Here is a 4,516-nt window from a genome sequence, read left to right as displayed (position 1 = left end):
AAAAAAACCGAGTTAGTAGTATGAACCAAGGTCGTTTTCATTTCCGCGGAAGAGTTTAAAAGTCGGCGAATTCGTAGATTGTCGATACCATCCGACCCCTCAAATTTCTCAAAGCTCTTATCTGTATCAAGTAAGAATAGAACTCTTCCCTCTATATCATCTCTGTCAGAATCCAACGCCATTACAATATATGAAAATATTTTTTTGACATTTTTTGCTGCGCCGACCGGCAGTATAAAGGGCCTCTGTGGATCACCAGAGAAATAATGTTCTAAATAGATTTTATCAGATGACCCTTCGCAAACTATCCATTTATAATCCGACCCTGTAATTGATGCGATGATCGATTGAACCAGATCATTCATCCCTTTCAATTCAATATTCGCCGGCAGTACACCTCGTGTTTTTTCTTTTAATTTTTTGATATCGTCACGAAAACACCTCAAGTCGATTAGTGGGGCCGCGCGCGCCTGCTCTATCTTTGAAATATATACAGCGACCCCATTCGAAACTATCGGCATAAAACCATACCAGTGTGTCGTGATAATTGTTTGGACATTCGCTTCAGATATTTCTCTGAGTTTCTCAAATTGCTCAAAACAAGCGGACACATGAAGAGAAAGCTCCGGTTCGTCGATTGCTAAGATGACTTGCTGAGGCCCGCTCTGTTCTGCTCTTAGCAGAAAACCACGCGCAACATCAATAAGCGCTTTTCGTTTCTCACCAGAGCTAAGATTGTTAACTGGGGTGGAGTTGTCGCCATCAATTTTTGTTAAGACTTTCGAGTCAAAAAAAGCCTCGATGACTTTTTCTGTGAAGTGAGAATGATTAAATAGGGTTTGTTTCTTTGAAGGTTTTTTATACTCATACCCTTCGAGCACTGCAGCAATCTCATTGAGAAATGCTGTCAAATCACGATTGATATCTGTAATCGTCTTTGAGCTAATAAACGCACGCACGATACTATCGAGCTTTCGCCCAAGCAACGCTTGTATGGTTCGTCCTTCAATTTTCGTATACGACTGGAAATCGATTTCCGACGGCAGGTATACAAAGCTATAAGCTTCTTGGACCAATTGCAAAAAAGCTTCCGCCTCAGCCTTGCCAATAATGTCAACAAACTTTATGCCGATTTCATCTTCGTGCGTTTCAAAAATCGAAAAATAATTTTCAGCAGGTGTATTCACACCATGCTTCAACAAACCCATTGGGAAAAGGTAGTGGGTTTCACCGCTGTAGCCTTCCTCAATAAGCTGATCGCGATGCTCACAAAACTGTGCTGCTATCTTTCTATTAGCAGAGTTAAAGGACTGACTAGTAGCGCTCCATACGAAACAGCTAGCAACTTCCAAGGCTGATTCGTATTTAAAGGTGCTGGGCAGACGACTTTTTTCAAAAAGAAATACAGGGCATATAAAAGGCTCCCTGGTGTCAAACCCGCTAGTCACGACAATATGATTGCAGTTCCAATCAAAATTATTGAAGTATGAATTCAAAGCTTCCAGAATGGAACTTTTTCCAGCCCCATTCTCCCCTACTATCGCACTAAATAACTTTCCTTTAGAGAGAGGTATGTAATTAATATTTTGATAGATTTTAAAATTTCTTATGAACAATCCGACAATCATTAGCCAATCATCCGCATTGCTATTTTGTATCAACACCCTAACTCAATTCGAGCTGATATCAAAGCGGTGGCCACCTTCGTGCCTTCGTTAGCACTGTGGAACCGCTATCGACCAGGTTCAATCGGAAGTGAGCGTCCGCTGATGGCCGACTCCCGCCGGTTGTGCCCGGCAGATTTCGGCTAGAAGCGGTCGGTTGACAGGCGAATGTAAAAATGAAAGGGGCATCATCGTACCGGAAAGGCCAGTATTGCACTCAGCTTCCGAAACAACTTCACCAAACCAAGTCATATCGCCATCCATAAAAACCGTTTTAATAACGATCCCTTGGTCGAAATTGAAAAGCGTGCCCTCGATAAAGACAAGCTCAAATTATACCGATCATTGAGATGGGGCTTAAGCATGGTTCAAAACTGAAACAATAGCCAAATGAAACTTAAAATTAAGCTTTTATAGTGAAAAGATTTTTTACCTCTAAAAAAGTAAGCTACTCTACAAAAACTATTCAAGGATCACCGTGATGAACACCACTATAGTTAAATTTTTAATCGGTGGACTATATCTTTGTAGTCAAATGCTGCACGCGGCAGATTGCGCAGAGGTGTATGCAGGCGCGACCAGAAATATTCGTACGAATGAACGAGAGTCTTCCGAACTCTCTTATTACTTTAATAAATTCTGCTCAAAAACAGGGGAAGTTAATAGCTCAGCAATCAATACTGCCTCAGAGGCCATCATCGAAAACATACCATTTAAATTCTCACTTGGAGCCACTTCTTCTAGCCAGAAAGCTTCAGAATTTTGTCGGGTTGGCGTGACGATGTCCTCCCAGTGGGAAAAAGACTCCTCGTTTTCTTCGACAGTAGTAGTTGATGCGCTGCTAGGATTCAACGAGTGTCGTGCAATTGAGATCAGAGGTCTATTAATCACACATCAGTTTCAGGCACCACAATCTGTGATAATTTCAGGAGCACGAAAAGATTCAATAACCACTTTGACTATCGGAAGTGCTACATTCAATAAAATTTCTTGTGTTAGCTCAAGTTTTTCGGATGACGGCAGCAGCCAGCCCTTTGATGGTTCAAAAAAGCTAGCTGTACCTCAAGATGGCTTCAATATTTCTTGTACAAGGGTAAGTGAAGATGCCTCAGGCAAAGTCATTTACCCGAGAGCAAGTGTAGGCTTAGGAACATCTGTAGGAAATTACACCGTGATACTTCCTGACGAAGAACTCTATGGATATGATCTTGCCAGTGAAAATCGCCATAAATACGAGGCTCTTCAACAGCTAAAAGACCAGCAAGCTATTGAGCTGTCGGCTAGCATAAATGAGTTAAAAACAAGGCTTGATAATATAACTGTCAAACCATTCGCATTTCATACCGCCGATGGTCCAATATGGAATAACTTACCATTTGGTGGCGACGCTAACGCACCGCAAAATTATGCAAACGGTGTCTGTAACGCTACCGGCGCTATTACTTTTCTGCAACTTGTGAGCGACCTTCCCGGGGGAGGTCATGGGATGCAGACTTGGGCAGGGGCATGCTTAAAAAAATAAGCATTATCCAACATAATTATAATCTCGGAGGTCAACGTCCTTTTCTGGCCGATGCTTTGCAAAAAAGTTCTATAGCAGGATTGAATGTCGGAACCAGAACGAAAACCACGGTCACACTCAAATGTCAGGTCTGCCGACTAGCCAAGCGCTGCCAGGTTTTACGTAGCAACACAGACTTTCAAATGGTGTCTGCGTTTTTACACACTCTGGGCCGAGCCTCGCCGGTTTTGAAAGGCAGCTTTTGGCCGAAAGCAGCCATCCAACTACGCCCCACTTTCGGCCGAAGCAGGGCTATCGCTATTCAAGGTCCAGAGTCAACTCTAGACTCCTGATCCACTCCTCAGACGCGGAATATCTTGCATAATAAGCGGTTCTTTCTGCTGGACTTAGCGATGAAAAAAACGGAAAGAAATAGTTGTCGTTGTAAAAACGTTGTGTCCCCTGCATGTCACCTCCCCACCAAGACGCCTCGTATCCATCGAAGACCACCCACGGAGGAGGAGCCGCACTATTTGTTTCGCTCAAAATACCTAATAGCTCGGAGCTGTTGGTGATCAGCCGAATGGTAGCGCTATTGAATTCTTTGTATGAAATAGAAAATATAAGTCGTTCATCACTCAGTCGATATTGAAAGCAGGTTACAACCAATCCATTGAACAGTCTTTCATTGATAGGTGAGAACCGTTCGTTGATGAGGTTTTCAAGATTTGCTGTCTCAGCTTTGTCGACGACAAAGCTTGAGTAATAGGCTTGTATTCCCGCAGGAGTCAACGCTGAGAAAACAGGATAATTTCGAGGTCCTCCTACAGTCTCAGTGATCCTGATTCCAAATATAGATTTCAACTCTACGAACGAATGACCAATTATTTGCTCCTCAGGGGTAGTCTTGAACACGTTCTTCATCCGGCCTAACCAGCTCATACAATTTCTCACTTTGCTTCGACGGCTGCATCTGGCCGATTGCTGCCCGTCGCCACGGGCGCCCAGCTGGCAGACCATGCATTAACCTCACGAAACAGCGCCGAATACACCTGAACTCTCCGCAATCTCCCCTTCCCCCCGCAAAAAATCCACAAACGCCCTCATCGGCGAAGGCATGTGGCGGCGGCCGTGATAGTAAAGAAACGGACCGTCGAAGGCCTGCCACCAGTCCTCGAGAATCGGCACCAGTCGACCATCGGAGAGCGGCTCGCGCAGGAAGTCCTCGAAGGTATAGACGATGCCCAGTCCATTGATGGCAGAGCGAATTTTCAGATCGTGCGACGACGTCAGCAGTTGCCCCTGAGGCGGGATACGCACGATACGGCCGTCTCGATGGAACTCGAATACG

The 4,516-nt window shown here is 44.3% G+C and carries 4 protein-coding genes; 1 reads left to right on the top strand and 3 read right to left on the bottom strand.

What is annotated here, in order from left to right; translation table 11 throughout:
• Positions 1-1,664, bottom strand: a 1,664-nt coding sequence (locus OQK_RS22390) for an AAA family ATPase (protein ID WP_157221928.1), incomplete at its 3' end; no start/stop codon positions are given.
• A 481-nt stretch (positions 1,665-2,145) separates the two neighbouring features.
• On the opposite strand from OQK_RS22390, the gene OQK_RS30155 reads away from it, so the two are divergent.
• Positions 2,146-3,186 carry a hypothetical protein gene (locus tag OQK_RS30155; RefSeq protein WP_157221927.1) on the top strand — a complete coding sequence of 347 codons (1,041 nt, stop codon included), beginning with the start codon at positions 2,146-2,148 and terminating at the stop codon, positions 3,184-3,186.
• A gap of 297 nt (positions 3,187-3,483) precedes the next feature.
• Here the strand turns inward: OQK_RS30155 and OQK_RS22385 are convergent, their stop codons facing one another.
• Both OQK_RS22385 and OQK_RS22380 read right to left on the bottom strand, forming a co-directional pair.
• The gene (locus tag OQK_RS22385) at positions 3,484-4,080 is read right to left on the bottom strand and encodes a hypothetical protein (RefSeq protein WP_157221926.1); all 597 of its coding nucleotides are present in this window, start codon (positions 4,078-4,080) and stop codon (positions 3,484-3,486) included.
• A gap of 114 nt (positions 4,081-4,194) precedes the next feature.
• Positions 4,195-4,516, bottom strand: a 322-nt coding sequence (locus tag OQK_RS22380) for a LysR substrate-binding domain-containing protein (RefSeq protein WP_238537245.1), incomplete at its 5' end; no start/stop codon positions are given.

It is taken from the genome of Pseudomonas sp. R62, from assembly GCF_000257605.1.
Classification (GTDB): Bacteria; Pseudomonadota; Gammaproteobacteria; order Pseudomonadales; family Pseudomonadaceae; genus Aquipseudomonas; species Aquipseudomonas atacamensis.
The sequence above is the reverse complement of the archived record's forward strand: the minus strand, read 5'-3'. Positions and strand labels throughout refer to the sequence as shown.